Origin of the sequence: Rhizobium atlanticum (assembly GCF_030182485.1) — a bacterium.
In the GTDB taxonomy this organism is placed as follows: Bacteria; Pseudomonadota; Alphaproteobacteria; order Rhizobiales; family Rhizobiaceae; genus Rhizobium.
In genome coordinates, this window is the sequence record NZ_JAQJCJ010000003.1 from 69,433 (window position 1) to 88,967 (window position 19,535).

At 60.1% G+C, this 19,535-nt stretch carries 20 protein-coding genes and 1 pseudogene; 13 read left to right on the forward strand and 8 right to left on the reverse strand.

What is annotated here, in order from left to right; all coding sequences use genetic code 11:
- Positions 1 to 48: 48 nt before the first annotated feature.
- The 4 genes from PH551_RS05530 to PH551_RS05545 all read left to right on the forward strand — a co-directional run bounded on the left by PH551_RS05530 (position 49) and on the right by PH551_RS05545 (position 4,000).
- Positions 49 to 1,158, forward strand: coding sequence for an ABC transporter ATP-binding protein (locus PH551_RS05530; protein WP_285192184.1), 1,110 nt, complete (start codon positions 49 to 51; stop codon positions 1,156 to 1,158).
- The gene (locus PH551_RS05535; RefSeq protein ID WP_285192185.1) at positions 1,159 to 2,067 is read left to right on the forward strand and encodes an ABC transporter permease; all 909 of its coding nucleotides are present in this window, start codon (positions 1,159 to 1,161) and stop codon (positions 2,065 to 2,067) included.
- Positions 2,068 to 2,137: 70 nt separating this feature from the next.
- Entirely contained in the window at positions 2,138 to 2,908 is a 771-nt protein-coding gene (locus PH551_RS05540; RefSeq protein WP_285192453.1) for an ABC transporter permease, read from the forward strand.
- A 33-nt stretch (positions 2,909 to 2,941) separates the two neighbouring features.
- On the forward strand, positions 2,942 to 4,000 hold the full coding sequence (locus tag PH551_RS05545) for an ABC transporter substrate-binding protein (RefSeq protein WP_285192186.1): 1,059 nt from the start codon (positions 2,942 to 2,944) through the stop codon (positions 3,998 to 4,000).
- Between the two features lie 45 nt (positions 4,001 to 4,045).
- Here PH551_RS05545 and PH551_RS05550 read toward each other — a convergent pair whose 3' ends face one another.
- Together PH551_RS05550 and PH551_RS05555 are read right to left on the reverse strand one after the other, a co-directional pair.
- Complete coding sequence (locus PH551_RS05550; protein ID WP_285192187.1) at positions 4,046 to 5,287, reverse strand: 8-amino-7-oxononanoate synthase family protein; 1,242 nt, start codon at positions 5,285 to 5,287, stop codon at positions 4,046 to 4,048.
- Positions 5,288 to 5,409: 122 nt separating this feature from the next.
- Positions 5,410 to 6,093, reverse strand: coding sequence for a winged helix-turn-helix transcriptional regulator (locus tag PH551_RS05555; RefSeq protein ID WP_285192188.1), 684 nt, complete (start codon positions 6,091 to 6,093; stop codon positions 5,410 to 5,412).
- A 316-nt stretch (positions 6,094 to 6,409) separates the two neighbouring features.
- Here PH551_RS05555 and PH551_RS05560 point away from each other — a divergent pair, with 316 nt between their 5' ends.
- The 3 genes from PH551_RS05560 to PH551_RS05570 all read left to right on the forward strand — a co-directional run bounded on the left by PH551_RS05560 (position 6,410) and on the right by PH551_RS05570 (position 7,515).
- On the forward strand, positions 6,410 to 6,655 hold the full coding sequence (locus tag PH551_RS05560; RefSeq protein ID WP_285192189.1) for a hypothetical protein: 246 nt from the start codon (positions 6,410 to 6,412) through the stop codon (positions 6,653 to 6,655).
- 291 nt (positions 6,656 to 6,946) lie between these two features.
- On the forward strand, positions 6,947 to 7,186 hold the full coding sequence (locus tag PH551_RS05565; RefSeq protein WP_285192190.1) for a type II toxin-antitoxin system ParD family antitoxin: 240 nt from the start codon (positions 6,947 to 6,949) through the stop codon (positions 7,184 to 7,186).
- Positions 7,183 to 7,515, forward strand: a complete 333-nt coding sequence (locus PH551_RS05570) for a type II toxin-antitoxin system RelE/ParE family toxin (RefSeq protein ID WP_285192191.1) — start codon at positions 7,183 to 7,185, stop codon at positions 7,513 to 7,515. Before PH551_RS05565 ends, PH551_RS05570 begins: the two co-directional genes overlap by 4 nt.
- Before the next feature lie 223 nt (positions 7,516 to 7,738).
- Here PH551_RS05570 and traA read toward each other — a convergent pair whose 3' ends face one another.
- Entirely contained in the window at positions 7,739 to 12,388 is a 4,650-nt protein-coding gene (gene traA, locus PH551_RS05575) for a Ti-type conjugative transfer relaxase TraA (RefSeq protein ID WP_285192192.1), read from the reverse strand.
- 220 nt (positions 12,389 to 12,608) lie between these two features.
- On the opposite strand from traA, the gene PH551_RS05580 reads away from it, so the two are divergent.
- The 3 genes from PH551_RS05580 to traG are packed head-to-tail and all read left to right on the forward strand — an operon-like array spanning position 12,609 to position 15,032.
- Complete coding sequence (locus PH551_RS05580) at positions 12,609 to 12,896, forward strand: TraC family protein (RefSeq protein ID WP_285192454.1); 288 nt, start codon at positions 12,609 to 12,611, stop codon at positions 12,894 to 12,896.
- Positions 12,886 to 13,119, forward strand: coding sequence for a conjugal transfer protein TraD (locus PH551_RS05585; RefSeq protein ID WP_285192193.1), 234 nt, complete (start codon positions 12,886 to 12,888; stop codon positions 13,117 to 13,119). Before PH551_RS05580 ends, PH551_RS05585 begins: the two co-directional genes overlap by 11 nt.
- On the forward strand, positions 13,116 to 15,032 hold the full coding sequence (gene traG / locus PH551_RS05590) for a Ti-type conjugative transfer system protein TraG (protein WP_285192194.1): 1,917 nt from the start codon (positions 13,116 to 13,118) through the stop codon (positions 15,030 to 15,032). The genes PH551_RS05585 and traG overlap by 4 nt, the downstream gene beginning before the upstream one ends.
- Positions 15,033 to 15,056: 24 nt before the next feature.
- Here the strand turns inward: traG and PH551_RS05595 are convergent, their stop codons facing one another.
- The 5 genes and pseudogenes from PH551_RS05595 to PH551_RS05615 form a co-directional block, all read right to left on the reverse strand.
- Positions 15,057 to 15,470: a hypothetical protein gene (locus tag PH551_RS05595; protein WP_285192195.1), complete on the reverse strand. Its 414-nt coding sequence runs from the start codon at positions 15,468 to 15,470 to the stop codon at positions 15,057 to 15,059.
- The gene (locus tag PH551_RS05600; RefSeq protein WP_285192196.1) at positions 15,467 to 15,736 is read right to left on the reverse strand and encodes a type II toxin-antitoxin system prevent-host-death family antitoxin; all 270 of its coding nucleotides are present in this window, start codon (positions 15,734 to 15,736) and stop codon (positions 15,467 to 15,469) included. Before PH551_RS05600 ends, PH551_RS05595 begins: the two co-directional genes overlap by 4 nt.
- Positions 15,737 to 15,865: 129 nt before the next feature.
- Positions 15,866 to 16,329, reverse strand: a pseudogene (locus tag PH551_RS05605) (hypothetical protein).
- A gap of 332 nt (positions 16,330 to 16,661) precedes the next feature.
- A complete protein-coding gene (locus PH551_RS05610; RefSeq protein ID WP_285192197.1) occupies positions 16,662 to 16,829 on the reverse strand; it encodes a hypothetical protein in 168 nt (55 codons plus the stop codon).
- A gap of 317 nt (positions 16,830 to 17,146) precedes the next feature.
- The gene (locus tag PH551_RS05615) at positions 17,147 to 17,470 is read right to left on the reverse strand and encodes a DUF736 domain-containing protein (RefSeq protein ID WP_285192198.1); all 324 of its coding nucleotides are present in this window, start codon (positions 17,468 to 17,470) and stop codon (positions 17,147 to 17,149) included.
- Between the two features lie 627 nt (positions 17,471 to 18,097).
- Between PH551_RS05615 and PH551_RS05620 the strand changes: the two genes are divergently transcribed.
- The 3 genes from PH551_RS05620 to PH551_RS05630 all read left to right on the forward strand — a co-directional run bounded on the left by PH551_RS05620 (position 18,098) and on the right by PH551_RS05630 (position 19,533).
- Complete coding sequence (locus tag PH551_RS05620) at positions 18,098 to 18,361, forward strand: WGR domain-containing protein (RefSeq protein WP_285192199.1); 264 nt, start codon at positions 18,098 to 18,100, stop codon at positions 18,359 to 18,361.
- Between the two features lie 183 nt (positions 18,362 to 18,544).
- On the forward strand, positions 18,545 to 19,030 hold the full coding sequence (gene parS, locus PH551_RS05625; protein WP_285192455.1) for a type II RES/Xre toxin-antitoxin system antitoxin: 486 nt from the start codon (positions 18,545 to 18,547) through the stop codon (positions 19,028 to 19,030).
- On the forward strand, positions 19,027 to 19,533 hold the full coding sequence (locus tag PH551_RS05630) for an RES family NAD+ phosphorylase (RefSeq protein WP_285192200.1): 507 nt from the start codon (positions 19,027 to 19,029) through the stop codon (positions 19,531 to 19,533). Before parS ends, PH551_RS05630 begins: the two co-directional genes overlap by 4 nt.
- Positions 19,534 to 19,535 lie beyond the last annotated feature (2 nt).

Genomic DNA, 19,535 nt, shown 5'->3' on the forward strand with positions numbered 1-19,535 from the left:
GGAGGTTTCAATGCGCGTTCCAGCACGCAAGATGGAGGAGATATCGTTTTGATTGGTGCGCCTGTTTTCATCGATCGCATAAGTAAAGCTTACGGCAGCCAGACTGCCGTAGCTGAAGTTACCTTGGACATTCCGGCAGGCGAATTCCTGTCGATTCTCGGACCATCGGGATCGGGCAAGACAACGCTGCTTACAATGATCGCCGGTTTCGAGAGCCCGTCTGCCGGACGTCTGATGATTGGCGGCCGCGATGTGACGGCCGTCTCGCCCGATCGACGCAACATCGGGATGGTTTTTCAGCGCTACGCCTTGTTCCCGCATCTGACCATCGCCGAAAACATTGCATTTCCGCTGAAGATGCGTGGCATTGGCAAGGGTCTTCGAGCCGAACGCGTAAGCCGGGCGCTCGACCTCGTCCAGCTTCCCGACTACGCCAGACGCTATCCGCACGAATTGTCCGGAGGGCAGCAACAAAGAGTGGCGGTCGCGCGAGCAATTGTTTTCGAGCCGCCTGTTCTCCTGATGGATGAGCCGCTCGGGGCTCTCGACAAGAAGCTGCGCGAATCCATGCAGATCGAGATCAAGCAGTTGCAGCAGCGGCTGGGCGCGACTGTCATCTATGTGACTCACGATCAGGAGGAGGCATTGACCATGTCCGACCGGATCGCAGTCATGGCAAAGGGGAAAATTGCACAGCTCGGAACCCCGGCAGACATTTACCGAAATCCGCAGAGTGCCTTCGTCGCGGATTTCATCGGCAAGATGAACTTCCTGACCGGAGAGTTCCTGGGCGAAAGCGCCGGCAGCCAGACCATCAGACTTGGTGACGACCTGATCATCGATGCGCCCGGCGCTGTCCCACGTTTCGCTGATCAGGCAAGGATCGGCGATCGCGTTCGCCTTGCACTCCGACCCGAGTGCCTTGGCCTCGCAGCGCGCGGCACGGGTGGAAAGAACGCCCTGCCCGGTCGGATCGAGACCTCCGTCTTTGCAGGCTCCTTCGACCTTCATCTCATTCGCACTGACTTTGGAAGCCGAGAGATTATTCAAGTGCAGATACCTGCCGATGGGATGAGATCGCCCTTTGCGGCGGGCACCCTGGTCGATGTCATTGCCGAGCGCGATGGCCTGCGGCTCTTTGCCGATGCGGAGGCCTGAGTGACCATGACAGTCGATAATGTCGCATTCGCGCCGACCGTTTCAGTAAGCTGGCTATTCTCCCGCTCGGCCCGCCGCTATTCGCATGCGCTCACGCTCATGCTTGTTGCTCCACTGATGTTCCTGCTAGCCGGAGGCTTCCTTTATCCTATCGGCCGGCTCATCTCTTTGAGCGTCATGGCGCCGGGCTTCACGCTCGAATACTACCAGCGCGTCTTCTCCGAGCCACTATATCTCGAAGTCCTGCTTCGTACCCTGCAGACCGGCGCAATCGTCACCGTAGCGAGCCTGCTGCTGGGATATCCGATCGCCTTTCTCATGGCGCGCGCCAAAGGCAAGACTGCAATGATCGTCGCGGCGGCGGTTTTCGTGCCGCTGTGGACCTCAGTGCTGGTGCGGTCATACGCCTGGATAGTGTTGCTGCAGCGAAGCGGAATCGTCAATGGCTTGCTCATTGAAACCGGCGTCATCACCAGTCCCTTGAAGCTCCTCTATACCGATGGCGCCGTCATACTCGCGATGACACATGTCCTGATGCCGTTCATGATCCTGCCGATCTGCAATGCTCTTCGCACCATTCCTGCCGAGTATAGCCAGGCCGCCCGAAACCTGGGCGCCGGCCCCCTGCGCGCCTTCATTCGCGTGACCTTGCCACTCAGCCTGCCGGGAATTTTTGCCGGTTGTGTCATGTGCTTCATTCTGGCGATCGGTTTTTATATCACGCCCGCACTCGTTGGCGGACCGGGAGCTTTGATGATGGCAACGCTCATTGGCCAGCAAACTGTCGTCCTGCTTGACTGGCCATTTGCCGCAGCTCTCGCGACAGTCCTTCTTGCCACAACCCTCGTCTTTGTCCTGGCGTTTCGCAAGGCTCTCTCCATCAGCAAGGGAATGAACAGTGTCAACTGAGACCGCAGCCACCACCTCGCTTACCACCTCCCGAGTAAACGGCAGCCATCGGCCTTATGGCAAGGCGGTCTTGCAGCTTCTCGGGGGGCTGATGATCGGCGCAATCCTGTTCTTCCTGGTGCTGCCGACGCTGCTCGTCATCCCAATTTCGCTGAATGACAGCAGCTATATCGAGCTCCCGCCGAAGGGCCTGACGCTTCGCTGGTACGAAGAATTTCTCTCCGATCCGGACTGGCGCGCGGCAACTATCTTCAGCCTCAAGATTGCGTTGTCGGCGACCGTCGCTTCGACAGCATTCGGAACAATGGCGGCTATAGGATTGGTCCGCGGCAATCTGCCGGGAAAAGCGCTTCTGCAGGCGCTGTCGCTCGGTCCGATGATCGTCCCGCATGTCGTCTTCGGCGTTGCGCTTTATCTGTTTTTTTCGCCGCTTGGCCTGACCGGCAATTTTGCCGGTTTCCTGATCGCGCACACCGTTCTCTCGATCCCCTACGTCATCATCACCGTATCCGCAGCACTCGAGCGCTTCGACCCGTCGCTTGAACTTGCCGCACTGAATTGTGGGGCGAGCCGGAGCCGCGCGTTCTTCAGCATCGTGCTTCCAAACATCTCGCCGGCGGTCGCTGCCGCTTCGATTTTTGCATTCCTCGCGTCGTTCGACGAGGCAACCGTCGCTTTCTTCATCTCCGATTCCGGGGGCAAAACGATCAGCCGCAAAATGTTCGAGGACATCGATTTCAATCTCACCCCGGTGATCGCATCGGTCTCCACGCTTCTCGTCGCGACATCGATTGTCCTCATGGGTTCCATTCACCTCCTTACCGGCCGCGGGGAGGACTAACGTGGCCATTTCATCCGCACAGAGGAACACACGATGAAAAAGCAATTTAAGATTAGGCCCTTGCTGCTTGCGACTTGCCTGATGCTAGCTGGTGTCGGGGCGACGCGAGCCGAGCAAGAAGTGGTCGTCGCGACAACTGGTGGGGCTTACGATGCCGCACTTCGAAAATCCTGGTTCGAGCCATTCACCAAAGAGACTGGAATCAAGGTCGTGTCCGTTGCAGCAACAAATGCCGAGATGCGGGCGAAAGCTGCGGCCATGGTCAAGACAGGCAATGTGACATGGGATCTGTATCCGGACGGCGAGATTCAGGCGAGCGCTGAAATGCATCAGCTCACCTCTGAAGACTTAACTGAGTTTTGCAATCCTTTCGATGGCCGGCCAGACCTCGTTAAGGATGCCTGCGTCAGTTCGGGCGCGAGGCTGTTTTCGACCGCAACGCTCATGGCCTACGATCCAACCGGTTTCAAGGAAGGCAATCCGTCGAGCTGGGCCGACATGTGGGACCAGACAAAGTTTCCCGGCGGCCGTTCGTTTCCGAATTTCGACGATCCGTGGCGGGTCATGGCTGCGGCGCTGCTGGCCGATGGCGTCCCGCGCGACAAGCTTTTTCCGCTCGACGTCGACCGCGCACTGAAAAAGCTCGACGAGATCCGCCCTGCAATATCGCTGTGGTGGAAGACCGGTGACCAGAGCGTTCAAGGCTTTCGCAACGGCGATTACAGCATCGGGCAGATCTGGTTGACGCGCGCGAACACCCTGAGGGCGGAAGGGCGCCCGATTGCCTGGTCCAAGCAGGCTTCTTTTCTGGTCGGTGATCGCCTGACCATCATCAAGGGCGCGCCGAACCGGGCGAACGCATTAAAGCTGGTCGGCTACTGGCTTGACCATCCGGATGCGCAGGCCAAGGTCTGTGAGGAACTCCTCTGCACCCCACCCAGTCGCAAGGCGATCGCACTGATGTCGCCGGCTGCACGTGCGGCGCTTCCAAGCGATGATGACATCAGGGATCACATCGTCGTTCCGGATGCCAAATGGATCAATGAAAATGCCGCGATGATGCTTGAGCGTTGGAACGCTTGGATCCGATAACGAGCCGCCCCGGGCGAGAGCGCCCCGGGCCACGAAGGTCAATGATCAGCCCTTGAGGGCGCGATTGATGGCAGCAGCAACGCCGCGTACTTCGGCTGCCGTGTGACTGGCGGTCGGGCATATCCGCAGACCTGCCCTTCCCCTGGCGACCGTCGGGAAGAAAATGGCCGATGTATAGTAACCAGCGTCCAGCACCACTCTCGCGGCACCTATTGCCGCAAGCTCGTCACCAATGACAACAGTGCGGATGGGCAGTCGGGACCCCGCTTGTGCGGTCGGCACCAGCTCATCGAATAGCGAAATATGTTCGGAAAGCGCCCTTTGCCGCACGCCGAGTTCCGGCGTGCGGTGGATCGCCTGGGAGGCAAGGGCGGCACCTATCGCTGCAACATTGATCGAGGCGGAAAAGGCATGCGCAAGCGCAAAGCGGCGAAAGATTTCTTCCTGAAACGGCGTTGCAAGCATCAACATACCGCCTGAGGCGCCGAAGCCCTTGCCGAGCGAGGCCGCGATTATCGTCCGTTCTCCGAGACCTTCGCGCATTTGCGAGCGAGCAAAGCCCTCACCCCGTTCTCCGAAGAGCGATATGCCGTGAGCATCATCGATATAAAGGAAGAGACCGTATCGCTCCTGAAGGTCGCGCAAATCCTTGATCGGTGCACAGCCGCCCATGGAGTAGACCCCGTCGCAGACATAGGCGACCGTCTCATTCTGGCGGCAAATGTCCTCAAGCGCGTGAGTATCATTGTGGCCTATGGTTCGGACCTCGCATTCCTCGGCAACGACGGGCTTGTTGAAGGCAAGCGTCGCATGCGCATAACGATCAAACACCATTACCGGCTTTTTGCCGCCAGTCAGGACGCCGGACGCAATCAGCGGAAGGGCGCTCATGTTAGCGGCGAGCACTGTTGTGTAGGTGATGACCCTTGCCGCGAAAAGATCAGAGAGAGCATCCTCGAGATCTCCCAAAGCCGCAAAATTGAGCCGTGTACGGGCACAGGACCAGTGCAGTGTTCCGTAGCGCCGTACGGCCTCGATCGCGCCCTCGACGATTGATGGGTGATTGTCGAGCCCGAGATATGAGCAGCGAACGAAGTCGACTACTCGCTCTGACCGACCCTCCGGGCCTGGCAGCGTCACCGCTCGACCGTCTGAGGGATTGACATAAAGCGCCATCAAGCCGTCGAGATGGGCCACGGCGAAATGAGGTCCGGCATGCCTGATCAAGCTTGCGGTGTTTCTATGGGATGTAATGGGCGAACCGGCGCCCGAATCAGCCTCTTGCATCTTCTCCTCCCAACCGACGGACTATTACACGCTAATCGGGAGTCTTTTGTTTATACAACGCACGCGACAGCAACCTTTTCGAAATTTTTGGTGAAGATGTGAACACGAGATGTTCAAATTCTTCAGGCGGTGTCGATCACATATCCTACCTTTGGTACAGTGCGGATTACATCCCGGCCAAGTGCACGCTTCAACGCCCGACGGAGGCGGCCGATATGAACATCGACCGTCCGTGGCTCGACGAATGCACTCTGCGGCCAAGCGATGTTTATCATCTCAGCCCGGCTGAGAACGCGGCCCGCATTATCCATAAGGGCGCTGAACAGACGAAACTCGATCGGACTAAGGTCGACCGGCTTGCCCCGCACCAGAACCTGTCGGCCCCCGACGTCCAACTTCATGTCGTCGAACACGCGAGGGATGCGACCAGGCGTCTTGTCGGGGGAAATACCGATGACACTGCTGAGGTAAGACAGGAGGCGTTGCGGCCGCATCGGCCTGGCAAAGCTCTCGTCGACATTGGCCTTCAGGATGTCGAGATAGGAGGTCTTTTCGGCGACAAGCGCAATGAGAATGACCTCGCTGACAAGTCCTCTCTCTTTCATGCTGGAGGCGGTGTCAGCCAAAATTGGCGAGCCCGGCTGGCAGTCGACGATGATGGCTGCAGCGTCGCGCTCCGCCGCAGCCGACACGACTTCGCTCGGAACATCGATCAGGGCTGTTGTGTATCCTGCTTCCTCTAAAATGTGCGAGAGCATCAAATAATAATCGGCATCTTGAGAGACGATCACCAAAAGCTCGCTCATCGACCGGCCTCGCTGTCTCGCAGCCTCGCAGCCAGCAATTTTGATATCACAAAATTGTCATCCGAACTTGTCGTATCGATCCGCACATCAATCATATTGCCTCGCAGGGGTCGTAAAAGGATCGCGAAAGCACTCTCATTCCGAGTTTTTTATAACTTGCATTTCTTTTTTGTTGCAACATAATCTTGAACGCGCGTGGAATTTAGCGCTGAAGCGCATCTGCCAGGGACGGCACGTTGATCGTGGCCCAGTGTGATGGGAGCAACGTCCGGCATGATTTGACCACCTGTTGCCGGACGGTAACGGGGCTTGTTCAATGCGCGAAATTTTCGAAGACTACCCGCTCGGTTGCGCCGTCGCGGCCACGCCTGATATCTGGAGTGATGGAGATATTGCACTTGCAAGTGATGCTGCTCGATCGATTTACGGACCAGATGCGAAAACGGCGGCGGCGTGGTGCGCTTTAGGCGCGCGCTCGGACGACCGCTCAGGTGACTTCAGCTTCTGGGTCAGGGTCTTCAAACACCTGAGCACAGAGGAGAGCACCACCTCAGCGACGTGAAAGCCAGCAGGCGAAAGGCGTCGATCTGGCTGATACCGTTCCCGCGGCTGATTTGATCCGACCAAGTTCTGTCAAAACTGCCTCATCTCGATCGGGACCTCATACGCCTGGGGCCTAAGCGCCCGCCAGGAATGTCAAAAACCTCCCCGGTATCTTATAGCTTGCGCTTTATGTTTTGATATATGCGAGAGCGAGAATTGCCGCCGCAAAACGCCTTGCGGTCGCGTTAGGCTCGTATTTGCCCGGACCACGCACCTTGCCAAATTTTGCCATTCTGGCTATTTTAGTCTCATGAGCACCATGAATATTTCCCTGCCCGAAAACCTGAAGCAGTTCGTCGACCAGCAGGTCGCCGGGCGAGGCTACGGCACCAGCAGCGAATACGTCCGCGAATTGATCCGCCGCGACAAAGATCGCCAGCACTTGCGTGATCTCCTGCTTGAGGGTGCTGCATCCGAAACGACCGAGCCGGCTGATACCGCCTATTTCGATAGCCTGCGAGCCCGTGCCTCGCGGCAAAGCTCCACGTGACCGTTAAGTCTATCGTCCCCCGCCAGTCTGCCCGCAGGGATGTCGAGAACGCCGTGGACTATTATGCTCGCGAGGCCGGTGCTCAAGTCGCGATTGGCTTCGTCGATGCGGTGCAGTCGACATTTGGTTTGATCGCAAATCATCCTGCATCGGGTTCATTGCGCTACGCATATGAACTCGGCTTGTCCGATCTACGCAGCATGACGCTGAAGACTTTCCCATATATCGTCTTCTATCGTGAGCAAGCCGATCACGTCGACGTGTGGCGCATTCTACATGCTAAACGCGACATTCCCACATGGCTGCAAGATCTCGAAGCGTCTGCGTAGCGTGGCATGCGCGTTAGCTGGATTGGCCCGGCGTCTGTAATCCGCCAAGGTCGACTGCTGGAAGCGCGGCTTATCCCACGTCGACATCAACATCCCCAGCGAGACGTTGCTACAGGGCAAAGGCCCGCGATCACAAACTCACTTCATGCGCATCGTAGATTGCTCGACGCCACCCCAATTCGGCTCCTCGGTCCGGCCGAATTCTTGACTTCTTCGATGGACTTCAAAGATCAATCCCGCGGCCGCGGTTGACAGTACGATTGCGCCGTTCCGCAAGGACCTGCTGACTGCTGTCCGCGCGGACTGCCTGCTGCAGGACCTTTAACCTTTCCTGCATCGCCGCAAAGGCTTGGCGCTGCGCCTCTGGCACGTGGTTGATGAGATCCTTGTCGCCGCGGATGATGGCATTGCGCCCGAAGCGCTCGTCAAGCGCTTTGCTGACGACGGCGAACTCCCGTCGGGTGTCCGGATCGACAGGGGCAGGCGATGCGTCTTGCTGACGGCTTTTGTTCCTCGTCTCAGCGGTCAGCCGTGTGAGCGCCTCTTCCGCCGCTTTTGACAGGCCAGGAATAGCAACCGCCATGCGCTCCCGCTCTGCCTTGATGCCCTGACGCTCTGCATCGAAGATATTGGCATAGGCGCTCCCGAGAGAGCGCAGCCGCGCGGTTGCTTCCGGCACGGCCTGCACCGCCTCTTTGCGCTCCCGACCGGAAGCCAGCATCCGGTCCATCAGACGGCCCGAGCCGCGCAACGCGCCATAAGCGGCCGGATCATTGCTCACCGCAGCAGCGATGCGATCGGCAGCAAAGCCTTTTGCAAGCAGTTCCTCGATCTTGCCGACAGCTCCTGCCGGATCGCGCCAGATCGTTCTTGCCGCGTTCGCCAGCGCCGCACGCTGCTGACGGTAAAGGGGAGCGGCGAGAGTTCGCGTTCGCGCCTCGTCGTCGACTGCACTCTTGAACTCGGTGACGACGGCAAGCATCGGCAGCACGGTTACATTCTCCTTGCCTCGCCCCCTGTCTTGCTCCTGGTCAGGACCAGCACTGGCAGGCGCGACGACCCTCGAGCGGTCCTGACGCTCGGCCAGTTGCTGCGCCTCGGCAAAACGCTTGACGGCTTCGAACAGGCTGGTCAGCTTCTCGCGCTCGCCGGCCATCAGATCGTCCGGCATGCGCTCGGCGATGTTGCGTTCAGCAATCGCATCCGCCTTTGCCGTGAATGCGCTCCAGCCGAAGCGGGCAGACAATGCTTCGCTGACCGCCTTGATCTCCTGCACAACCGAGCGGTCCTTCGCGGCAAGCGCAAAGGCTGTCTTGTAGGCATCGTCCCCGCCTTGACTGCGAACCGCCTCGGTCTCCATGAGACGCGCCATCGCGCCTTCGGAAAGCGCCGGGATCGACAATGACATATGCGAACGACGCGCCTGCTCATTGAGCTCGAACCGTTCAGCGTTCCTGCGAAACTCGGTTGCATGGGCGCGGGCCAGGGGAAGCAATTCTGTCACAGCCGCCAAGGCGACATTCCGCTCCTCACGCGCTGCGCGTCCGTCGATGATCAAGTCGGAGCCGCGCAGGCGGCCAAGCCGATCGGGGCTCACGGCAAGGTCGTCGGCGAGCCCGCGGGGTTCGATGCCGGTATCTGAAGCAAGCGCATTCAAGGCGACAAGTGCGCCATCCGGATCTCGGTAGATTTTCTCCAGCACCGGTCGCAGGATCGCTTCCCGATCCTTCCACCGTGGCGAGGAAAGCTGCGCCAGCCGCGCATCTTCATTGAGGCTTCTGGTGAAGTCGGTGGTCGGCGGGATCAGATAATGGGCTTTGTCGGCGTTTGCGCCCGAGCCGGTGTCAGGTCCAGTTCTCACCTCGCTGTAGGAGACGCGCCGTTCCCGCTCGATTGCAAAGCCGAGCGCCATGCTGGCCCGTTCCCAGAGCTTTTCCACCTGCTCCCGCTTTGCGGCAATCCAGGCAAAGCGCCGCGAGATGTTCCCCTCGATCTCGGCCGCGGCCAGCGAGAGATGATCGAGCCCGCGGCGGCGGGCGAAGTCCTCTGCATGGGCCCGATAGCCGGCCTCGCTCTCAAAATCGAGCGTCGTCGTCTTGGCGCCGGAGCGCGACAGCCGCTCGACGAGCTGATTGAACAGATCCGGCCGATGGCTTTCCCGCTCGATGCGGTCCTGTCTGGCTTCGGCGGTTTCGATCTGCCTCGCCGTCCAGACGTTGCGGTCGACCTCCCGCTCCTCGTAACGCTTCTGACCGGTCTCTTCATCGACAACGGCAATCTGGACCTTGACCCGTTCCACGCCGTCCTTGCGCAGCGTGACGGTGTCGCCTTCTGCGATGCCACCCTCTTCGAGCGCCTTCGGCAGGCTCACGCCCCACAGCCGATGGACGGTTCCATCATCGGTCCTGACATCGGCATAGGGGCTGTCGTCGGCATCCTCATCATCAGGCCGGAATTTGGCCTCTCCGGTTTCGACAAGCTCGCCGGTCACGCCGGCGGCATGATCGACACGCGGTTTGCGTCCCCATTCCGGTCTTGGCTCAAAATCCTCGCTTGCCGCATAAAGATCGACGCGATCGCGATGCCTCGTCATCGCTACATAGGTCAGGTGTTGGTCCATCATGCCGGTGGCAAGCACCAAGGTGCGCTCGACGGTGGTGCCCTGGGCTTTGTGGATCGTTGCGGCATAGCCGTGATCGACATTGCGATAGCTGTCTTCGCTGAAGACGACTTTATGGCCGTTGTCGAGACGAACCGACATCAGCACTTCGCCACGTTTGTCACCGGTGGAGATGACGGTTCCGAGCATGCCGTTCTTGACATATTGCGGACCATAACTCCTGGCCCGCGGCTCGAGGAAGCGGGCGTTCTCCAAAAAGATGATGCGATCGCCGACGGCGAACTCCCGCGCCCCGCGTGCCGTCTGGAAGGTGCGGCTGTCGGAAAGCGCACCCTCGCCTGCCATCACCTGACGCAGCGCCTCGTTCAGCTTGCCGACATCGTCATTGGTGTGGGCAAGCACGAGCAGTTCGTCGCCGCGCAGCCGACCATCCCTGCCCTCGGAAACGGATCGAACGATTGCCTCTCTGCGCGCCTCGGTCCAGTCGGCCACAATCCGGTCGATCGTTTCCGCGCGCGTGCCCGCCTCGGCAAGATGGCCATGCCGGGCATAAACGTCGAGACCTTTCTCGATCTCGCCGCGGGCAAAGAGCCGCGAGGCCTGGCGCGCCCATTCTTCATGCTGGCGGCGCACGCCGGCAAGCTCGGCAAAACCGATGCGGTCGCTGATCGCCCGAAAGGCTGCGCCCGCCTGGATTGGCTGTAGCTGCATGGCGTCGCCGACGAGGACGACTTTCGCGCCCGCCTCCTCGACGATGTCAAGCACACGGGCCATCTGCTGCGAGGCCACCATGCCGGCTTCGTCGATGACGAGCACATCACCGCGATGGAGCGTGTCGCGCCCATTCGCCCAGGCCATCTCCCAGGCGGCGAGTGTTCGTGACTTGATGCCGGAACTGTCTTCCAGGCCTTCTGCCGCCTTGCCGGCAACGGCGGCACCGATCACCCGGCGCCCCTCGCCTTCCCAGGCAAGGCGGGCTGCCGCCAGCAGCGTCGATTTGCCGGCGCCGGCAAGGCCGACAACAGCCGCAATACCGCTGTCGCCGGTGACATGACGGATCGCATCGACCTGCTCCGCGTCGAGCTTGAACGGCTTTTGTGGATCGCCGCTCTCGACGCGCTCGATCGCCGTATCGACCTGCCGAGCCGATACCCCATAGCCTTTTTGCTCCGACAGAACCCGCGCCGACCGCGCCATGTCGTATTCGATGCGCAGCATCGCCCGAGTGGTGAAGACTGCCGGGTCTGTGACCTTAAGCGTTTCTGCATCGATCTCCTGCGGCTTCAGCATCACAAGTTCATCCGACGCCATCAGCCGGGCGCGAATGTTGGCGAAGTCTTCGGGATCATCGACATAGCGGTGCAGCGCCTTGGCGATATCCCTCTCGTCGAAGGTGGAGCGCTCATTGCCGAGCTGCTTCAGCAAAAGCTCCGGCTCTGCCAGCAGCCGGTCGGCCATCTCGTGGCGGCGGGCGAGATCGGCCGGTGCGAAATAGAGCTCCCTGCCCTTGCGCGCGAGGGCTGCCTTCTCCGGTCCGAGATGTTTTTGCGCGATGCCGTCCAACCCCTGTTCGGCATAGGAGCGGCCGTCGAGCCGGATCTCATGACCGGCGAGCGCCAGATGCCGGTTGGCCGTTTCCGCCCAGGCGATCTTCCAGGCCTTCAAGGTTTCCTTGTCGCCGGCCCAGACCCTATAGACGATCTTGCCGTTCGGTCGATCCGGCGTGGCGACACGCAGCGGCGCGCCATCCTCGCCCAGAACAGGAACCTTCTTTGCTCCGAACCCCTCCTCCGTCAGAGGCCTCAGCGTCGTCATCAGGTGGATATGCGGATTGCAATCCTTGTCGTGATAGACCCAATCGGCAATCATCCCCCTCGAGGTGAGATTGTCGCGGACGAACTCGCGCACCAGCGCGATGTTCTCCGCCCTGGTCAGTTCCTCCGGCAGCGCGATGATCAGCTCGCGGGCGAGCTGCCCATCGGCCCTGCTCTCGAAAGCGTCGACGGCGTTCCAGAGCGCCTCGCTGGCGCCGGCGACCGACTGGCCATCGATCGCATCGCGCAGCCATGCCGGGATCTGCTCCGGCAGCGCCAATTCCTCATGCATCAGCTCGGAAGCCCCGCCCCGATAGCTGAAGGAGGTGCCGGCCTGTTCGTCCATCATCCGGGCGCGGTGGCGATAGGCGGCGGCCGAGACGACGCTGCGTCCCGCTCCCCTGCTGATCACCTGCGCTCTGACGAACATGATCGCCACTGATGGCTCCAGATCTTCCAGGCACGTCGCGTCAGCGACGTATATTGCGCCCTCGAACCGATCGGGCTGACAAGACCGATGCCGCTTTTCCGGAACACGGCGATGAGCTGCAATTCGGGCTGGGAGGTTCGCGTCTGTCCAAAATAGACTATTTAACTATTTTATTCTAGCTAGTATAATCGCCGTGCCGACGCAACGATATCAGGAAGGACGGACCCCAATGGCCAACAGACCATCGATATTGGACCTCGACGCCCAGATCGAAAAACTACGAGAGCGCAGAAGAACTCTGATCGCCAGATCGGCCGAACGCTTCGCTCGTGCCGCAACGAAGTCGGGGCTGGCGGAACTGGAGATCGCGGATGAGGAGATCGACCGGATCTTCGAAGAGATCGCGGCTCGATTTCGCAAAGGTGAGAAGAATGAACGTGCGATCCAGGCTCCTCAAATGCATCGACCGCCAGATCGTGGCGCTGGAGCGCAGGCTGAGGTTTCACATGACGGCTGACCGTAAGAAGGAAGCGCGCGAGAAATTTCTTCTTGGCGGCCTTGTCTTGAAAGCCGGCCTGACCAGGACCGATCGAGCGTTCCTGCTTGGTGGATTGATCCAATTGGCAGGCGTGATGCCGGGCTCACCCGAGCATCGGCGGCTGCGAGATATCGGCGAAGAGGCATTCAGGGCTCCGTCGTCCGATAGCTCATCTTCGCATTCTGCGGAACCACTGGAATGACGTCCAAAAGAAGATTGCATCCAAGCCTGCTCTGCGTCCTGGTGCCGTTCGTCGTCACTGCGATCAGTGCCTACGTCGTCAACTGGCGATGGCCGATCCTGGCGCATGGCCTGTCTGGCAGGACCGAATACTGGTTCCTGCGCGCAGCGCCTATGCCCGCACTTTTGTTCGGGCCGCTCGCTGGGTTATTGACCGTTTGGGCGTTGCCCTTGCACCTGCGAAGACCTGTGGCAATGGCAAGTCTGGCCTGCTTTCTGATCATGATCGGCTTTTACGCGCTGCGGGAATATAGCCGGCTCGCCCCTTTCGTGCAGGCCGGCGCCGTTTCATGGAATCGGGCTCTCTCGTATCTCGATCTCGTTGCTGTCATCGGCGCGGTCATGGGGTTCATGGCGGTTGCAGTCGCCGCCCGGATCTCCGTCGTCGTGTCCGAGGCCGTCAAAAGAGTGAAGGGCGGAGCCTTCGGCGATGCCGATTGGCTTTCGATGTCGGCAGCGGCAAAGCTCTTTCCGCCGAACGGCGAGATCGTCGTCGGTGAGCGCTACCGCGTTGACAAGGAGATCGTCCATCAGTTGCCCTTCGACCCGAACGATCACCGCACCTGGGGACAAGGCGGCAAGGCGCCGCTTCTCACCTACAGCCAGGACTTCGATTCCACCCACATGCTGTTTTTCGCAGGATCGGGAGGCTACAAAACGACGAGCAATGTCCTGCCGACCGCGCTGCGGTATACAGGTCCTCTCATCTGCCTTGATCCCTCCACCGAAGTCGCGCCGATGGTGACCGAACACCGCACGCAAGTACTTGGGCGTGAGGTAATGGTGCTCGACCCGAACAACCCGATCAACGGCTTCAATGTCCTGGATGGTATTGAGCATTCTCGGCGCAAAGAGGAGGAAATCGTCGGCATTGCTCATATGCTCCTCTCCGAGAGCCTGCGCTTCGAATCCTCGACAGGGTCCTACTTTCAGAACCAGGCGCACAACCTTCTGACTGGCCTGCTCGCCCATGTCATGCTGTCGCCGGAATATGCCGGCCGGAGAAACCTGCGCAGTCTGCGCCAGATCGTCTCCGAGCCGGAGCCGTCGGTGCTTGCGATGCTGCGCGACATTCAGGAACATTCCAAATCTACTTTTATCCGGGAAACGCTCGGCGTCTTCACCAACATGACCGAACAGACCTTTTCCGGTGTCTATTCGACGGCCTCGAAGGATACGCAATGGCTGTCATTGGACAGTTACGCCGCTCTCGTCTGCGGCGATGTCTTCAGGCCGAGCGATATCGTTGCTGGCAGGAAAGACGTGTTCCTCAATATACCGGCTTCAATCCTGCGCTCTTATCCCGGTATTGCGCGGGTCATCATCGGCTCTCTGGTCAACGCCATGGTCCAGGCCGACGGCGACTTCAGCCGCCGGGCGCTGTTCATTCTCGATGAGGTCGACTTGCTCGGCTACATGAGGGTGCTGGAAGAGGCCCGCGATCGCGGTCGCAAATACGGCATCAGCATGATGTTGCTATACCAGTCAGTCGGACAATTGGAGCGGCACTTCGGAAAAGACGGCGCCACCTCATGGATCGACGGCTGCGCCTTTGCCTCCTATGCTGCAATCAAGGCACTCGATACCGCCCGCAATGTCTCGGCCCAATGCGGGGAGATGACCGTCGAAGTGCAGGGGCGCTCCCGCAACATTGGCTGGGATGCAAAAGGCGGCACGCGCAAATCCGAGAGCGTCAATTTTCAGCGCCGACCGCTGATCTTGCCCCATGAGATCACCCAGGCGATGCGCAAGGATGAACAGATCATCATCGTACAGGGCCACAATCCGATCCGCTGCGGTCGGGCGATCTATTTCCGGCGCAAGGAGATGGATCGGGCGGCGAAGGCGAACCGTTTCGTCAAACCGGCGCAGTGAGGACAAGGCTATCGCCAGCGAAGGTCAGCGAAATCGACTGACCTCCTGAGCAGACTTGCGGCGACTGATGAATTCACGCAGCAACGGCAGGAAAAAGGCCTTGCTGAAGCGGCCGATTGGCGGCTCAGGTTCAAGGTAGAATGAATTCCCGACGATGTCGGTATTGAACTCATCAAAGATGATCCAAATCCTCCGGTCGGCATCGAGGCCGGCACGGCGCTTTTCGATCGCCGGCACTTCCGCGGCGAACCGCGATGCCTCCGGCTGCTTCGTGGTGATGGGAAAGAAGAGAACCAGATCGCCGTCCGGCCGCGGCATTCTCACGCCGACTGCGACCGGCCGCTCCTTGCGTCCTTCCGTTTCTCCGCGTTCAGCCTCTCGCGCCCATAGATACGGATAGCGAATGACGCTGGCGGTCTGGATCAGTTCGTAGCTCACGAACGGCCTGCCTCGTCTTCGTCGGCAAAGGCCTCGACGGCTTTTTCGAACTCGGCGAATAGTTCATTGGACATCGTCTCAATGGTGCCCACGGTGCGCTGATCCGACTGCCTCATCAGCCGCCGATAATCTTCGATATTGAGGAGAACGAGGCGCGGCTTATTCCGCTGGGTGATGGTCACCGGATGACGTAGCGCCTCGGCGATGATGTCGCCTGACTTACGCGAGAGATCGCTGGTCGAATAGGACCCGCTTGATTTGGCCATATGAGCTTCCTTCTTGCAGCATTGCTGAGATATACAGCATTTGCAACATTGCTGCAATTTGGCAAATCGCTTCGAGACAATACGGACCGAGGGCGCGAAATCTGGCACTCCTCAGCATATGAAGTGCTGCTACGAGGCGCATTGCATGGCGCGCCCTGCATTTATGAAAATGCCGGTTTCCCGTGCGATGTCCTCGATGATTGGTGCAAGCGAGCCGAGCTCGGCTGCGGTCAGCGCAATGAGCTCCGGATAGTTGACGTCGACGCCATTGCCATCGGCAGACAGGGCATTTGTCCAGTCGCTGCCATTGACGCGGAATTCATGCGTGTCGCGATCGATTTCGAGATCGTCCATGCGAAAATCGCGATCTCGCCCTCCAGCCGATAGGCGGCAAATTCATCGTCCCCGGCAAGAAGCATGCGCTCCAAAACCGCGATGGTCTGGACCCGGGCAATTGCCGCCTCGAGACCATCGATAAGCCGATCATGAAGTTGTCGGGAAAAATCGCTGTCGCAGCAAAGACGGTTTGCCAGGACGACGAGCCGGAAGCCGGCAAGCCTGGTGTAAAGCATCAGGTCCTGAACGGTTGTCATAATGTGATCTCCTTCGTTGATGACGGAGATCGGCCACTCCTGAGCAAAGAGGGGTCAAGGACCGCGGAACGCGGCTTGCAAGCGGGGGAACCGATTTTTCCAGAGCGAAGTCGCAGCGTAGCGGCGGAAAAATTGGGGGAGACCGCGCCGTCCTTGACGCCGGAGTTGCTGGAGTAAAATAGGACGTCAGAGAGAGAAGAGACCCGCGGCTCCGAAGGGGACGCGACCACTTCCGGCGTGAGCCGGCGGGAGTGTCGAGGGATGAAGTCCCTGACAGCCCGGCGGCCGGTCGATCCGGCCGGCGGGCTTACGGACATGGCGATAAGCCTCCGTCAGAACGGAGGCTCGGCGCTGATGCGGCCATCCTGCTCGGCCCAGATCACCTCGCGTTCGGCCAGCGCCAACTCGAGTTCGTTTTCGATCTGTCGGCGCTCAGCCGGTTCGGCGTTTAGCAGTTCGCCGCGCAGCAGTTCGATGACTTCGTCGATGCAAGTGGTCATTGTCGTCTCCTTGACGTTGTGAAAAACGACGCCCGCGGTCATGGCGGGATGGAGGGGTCAAGGATCGCGGAACGCGACCGGCGGAGCCGGCGAGTGGGGGTGCCGATTTTGTCGGAGCGGAGGGGACCGGAGTGGAGAGAAAATTGGGGGCACCGCTCGTCCTTGAGGCCTTCATGCCGCCATGGCACCCTCGGACCGACTGAGCAGACCTTTCCTCTCCGTATGGCACCAATTTCAGGTGACGCGGGCTTGGTGCCCGCGTCTGATCTCTGGTGCGCAAGAGCGGCCAGCCCCGGTGACGGGGCCGGCCGCCCAGCTCAGGCCTGGCTGTTCCAGAGGATAACCTTCTTGCCGGGATCACCGCCAGGAGCCTGGGCGACGTTGCCGAAGATCACGCCGATCTCAGGTGCCTCCAGCTTGACGGAGAGATATTCCTCGCCGGTCTGGCGGGCGATGCGGTTCCAGGCGGCGCCGATCTCGAAGCCGGTCTTGCGATGGATGATGCGGTAGTCAGGCGCTTCCTCGCTTGCCTTGCCGGCGTTAGGGACGATTGCGATCGGGGCGTTGACCCGGATGGTGGCAAAGATGCCTTCAAAGGTTCCGTCGGTCTTCTGCGTCAGGGTTGCGATGGTGGTTGCCATTGTATGTCTCCTTCGGTTGCTCGGGACCATTCCCGATGGCGCCCGAAGAAGGGGCCGAGCCGCAGGCGTCACCGGAGCGCCAGCGCAGGGGAACCCCTTGCGGGTTGACGCTGATGGCGGCCGGTCCCTTAGAAAGGCGACAGAAAAGAACGGGAATGGCCCGGATTGAACGAAGGCGGGACAGACCATCATGGCAGCCCCCGTATCGCGCGTTGCGAGAGAGCCAGGGGGTTTTGAAATCCCCACCGCCACTCAAGTCCCCGCCGGTCCTGGCCACGACAAAGGGGAAAGCGCGCACCAGATGTACAATCATCGGTCGGCCCGGCGTAATCGACGCAGCCATCGCATCGACGCTCGGGCCATGTGCAAATGCCGTTTGGAGCTGCCGCTCCGAGGCCGAAACCGGATCTTGACCGGCACACCCAGCAGTGCCGGCTGGGGATCCGACGTTCTCCGCCGAACACCAAACCATCGTGCCCGGGAGCCGCCCAATCTCCTGGGGCCGGCTTTGCCGATGTTGCTTGCAGGTCCTGACGCGTCAATACATCACAAACTGGAATCTATCGGATGCGAAGGATTCAAAACTCTCGTTGGACGGGGCCGGTCCCAGCGGGAAAGATTCTCGACATGAGCCCGATATCTTTCCACCTCCATTGTCGCCGCATCGATGCCAGCCGCAACATGGCGCGCTATTACGTGCTTGCCATCCGACCGACCTTGTTCGGCGAGACTGCGGTCGTTCGAAGCTGGGGACGGATCGGCAGGCGTGGCAGCGAGAGGACCGACGTGTTCACGACCGAACAGGAAGCCGTGGCACATTTTCTCGGCCTCGCACGACGGAAATACCGCAAAGGCTACATACCGACTGCGACGGCGCCGGTCATGACCTGATCTGGCTTCAAAAGACCGCGGCAATCATCGCGCCAGGGATCGTCACCCGTTCCGGCGCGGTTGGTGGAGCCAGCTCGCCGGTGAAACAAAGTCCAGTCCGGCGGGCACGCGGCGTCCTCAAACCTTGAAATTGGCGGCGACATATGACATATAATTCGCGACAGGTGACGCAGGAGAAAGATCATCGCCGTCGCAGCAAAATCTTCTTCTTCAGCAGCAGTCGGTGGTGAACTGCAAAAAATCGAAGCCTTGCTCGGCGGCTCGCGCATTCTGTCGCGTCGCCTGACCAACGCACTCGACGCTCATGAACTACTTCTGCATGGCCTGCCCGCATCAGCGCTCGATCATCTTGTCGGCACGCTCGTTGTCATTGGCAAGAACGAGTCCCTGGAAAAGGCGGTGGGCATGAGCCTTCGCACATGGCAGCGGCGGAAGGACACGCCTTCCAAACCCCTCAGCCAGGAACAGAGTGGCCGTACATGGAAATTTGCCGAGATCCTGGTAAAAGCAACGGATATCTTCGGATCCCAAGCAGAAGCCGAACAATGGCTGGAACGTCCAGCGGTCGGTCTTGACCAGCGCCGGCCGATCGATCTTCTAGGGACACCTGCCGGCGTCGAACTCGTCGAGGATCATCTCGATCGTCTCGAATATGGCGTCTATGCATGACCCTTTTGCCGGTCGCGCTCGGCGGGACCGAGCTGGTCGCGTGGCGGCTCGATCAGGCCGTCCATGCGCCGACGTGGGATAGCGGGGAAGGCGCCTATAGGGTCGGCGGCCGCTGGAACAGCAAGGGGGTTCGCGCAGTCTACTGCTCGCTCGATCCCGCGACAGCGATCCTCGAGGTCGCTGTCCACAAGGGTTTCCGCGCGCTCGACACCGTGGCGCATATCATGACCGCCGCCGTCATTGCCGATGCTGGCGATGTTCATGTCGTCGATCCGGCAAGCGTACCCAATCCCAACTGGCTTCGTCCAGGCATTCCCGGCGCGGGCCAGCAAGACTTCGGCGACGATTTGCTTCGACGCCACCGTTTCGTGGCGATCCCGAGCGCCGTTTCTCCATACAGCTGGAACCTGATTTTTCTGGCCGATATAGCGGCGGACGCCTATACGCTGAAGTTTCAAGAGGCCTTTGGCCTCGATAGGCGGCTCCACCCGCCACCGACCTGAAC

Excerpts from the sequence above, each read along its gene's own strand:
- PH551_RS05555 (WP_285192188.1), bottom strand. The coding sequence starts at position 6,093 with ATGAGCGAGCTTTTGGTGATCGTCTCTCAAGATGCCGATTATTATTTG.
- PH551_RS05615 (WP_285192198.1), bottom strand. The coding sequence starts at position 17,470 with ATGGCAACCACCATCGCAACCCTGACGCAGAAGACCGACGGAACCTTT.
- PH551_RS05620 (WP_285192199.1), top strand. The coding sequence starts at position 18,098 with ATGAGCCCGATATCTTTCCACCTCCATTGTCGCCGCATCGATGCCAGC.
- PH551_RS05610 (WP_285192197.1), bottom strand. The coding sequence starts at position 16,829 with ATGACCACTTGCATCGACGAAGTCATCGAACTGCTGCGCGGCGAACTG.
- PH551_RS05545 (WP_285192186.1), top strand. The coding sequence starts at position 2,942 with ATGAAAAAGCAATTTAAGATTAGGCCCTTGCTGCTTGCGACTTGCCTG.
- PH551_RS05565 (WP_285192190.1), top strand. The coding sequence starts at position 6,947 with ATGAGCACCATGAATATTTCCCTGCCCGAAAACCTGAAGCAGTTCGTC.
- PH551_RS05560 (WP_285192189.1), top strand. The coding sequence starts at position 6,410 with ATGCGCGAAATTTTCGAAGACTACCCGCTCGGTTGCGCCGTCGCGGCC.
- traG (WP_285192194.1), top strand. The coding sequence starts at position 13,116 with ATGACGTCCAAAAGAAGATTGCATCCAAGCCTGCTCTGCGTCCTGGTG.
- PH551_RS05550 (WP_285192187.1), bottom strand. The coding sequence starts at position 5,287 with ATGCAAGAGGCTGATTCGGGCGCCGGTTCGCCCATTACATCCCATAGA.
- PH551_RS05600 (WP_285192196.1), bottom strand. The coding sequence starts at position 15,736 with ATGGCCAAATCAAGCGGGTCCTATTCGACCAGCGATCTCTCGCGTAAG.
- PH551_RS05630 (WP_285192200.1), top strand. The coding sequence starts at position 19,027 with ATGACCCTTTTGCCGGTCGCGCTCGGCGGGACCGAGCTGGTCGCGTGG.
- PH551_RS05580 (WP_285192454.1), top strand. The coding sequence starts at position 12,609 with ATGGCCAACAGACCATCGATATTGGACCTCGACGCCCAGATCGAAAAA.
- PH551_RS05585 (WP_285192193.1), top strand. The coding sequence starts at position 12,886 with ATGACGGCTGACCGTAAGAAGGAAGCGCGCGAGAAATTTCTTCTTGGC.